This is a genomic window from Streptomyces sp. BE20, from assembly GCF_036322525.1.
In the GTDB taxonomy this organism is placed as follows: Bacteria; Actinomycetota; Actinomycetes; order Streptomycetales; family Streptomycetaceae; genus Kitasatospora.
In genome coordinates, this window is record NZ_JAQYWW010001052.1 from 1 (window position 1) to 226 (window position 226).

Genomic DNA, 226 nt, shown 5'->3' on the forward strand with positions numbered 1-226 from the left:
CACCTGGACTCGCTCGGCGCCGCCGCCGGCGCCGCCCGCCTCCACCTCAACCGCGACGACCCCCAGGCCGCCTGGCGGGCTCTGACCGACCCGCACGACTTCCTCGCCTTCCTCGACCGCAAGGAAGCCTGGGCCCACGCCTGGGACCTCGTCCCCACCGCCGTCGAAACCCTCCTCGCCCTGCGGCGGCTGGCGGAGGCCGAGGCCCTGGCCGCACGCCACGCCA

General features: G+C 77.0%; 1 protein-coding gene. It reads left to right on the plus strand.

Annotation, left to right across the window (positions count from 1 at the left end):
• On the plus strand, positions 1–226 hold a 226-nt coding region (locus PUR61_RS29410; RefSeq protein WP_329882524.1), incomplete at both ends, for a hypothetical protein.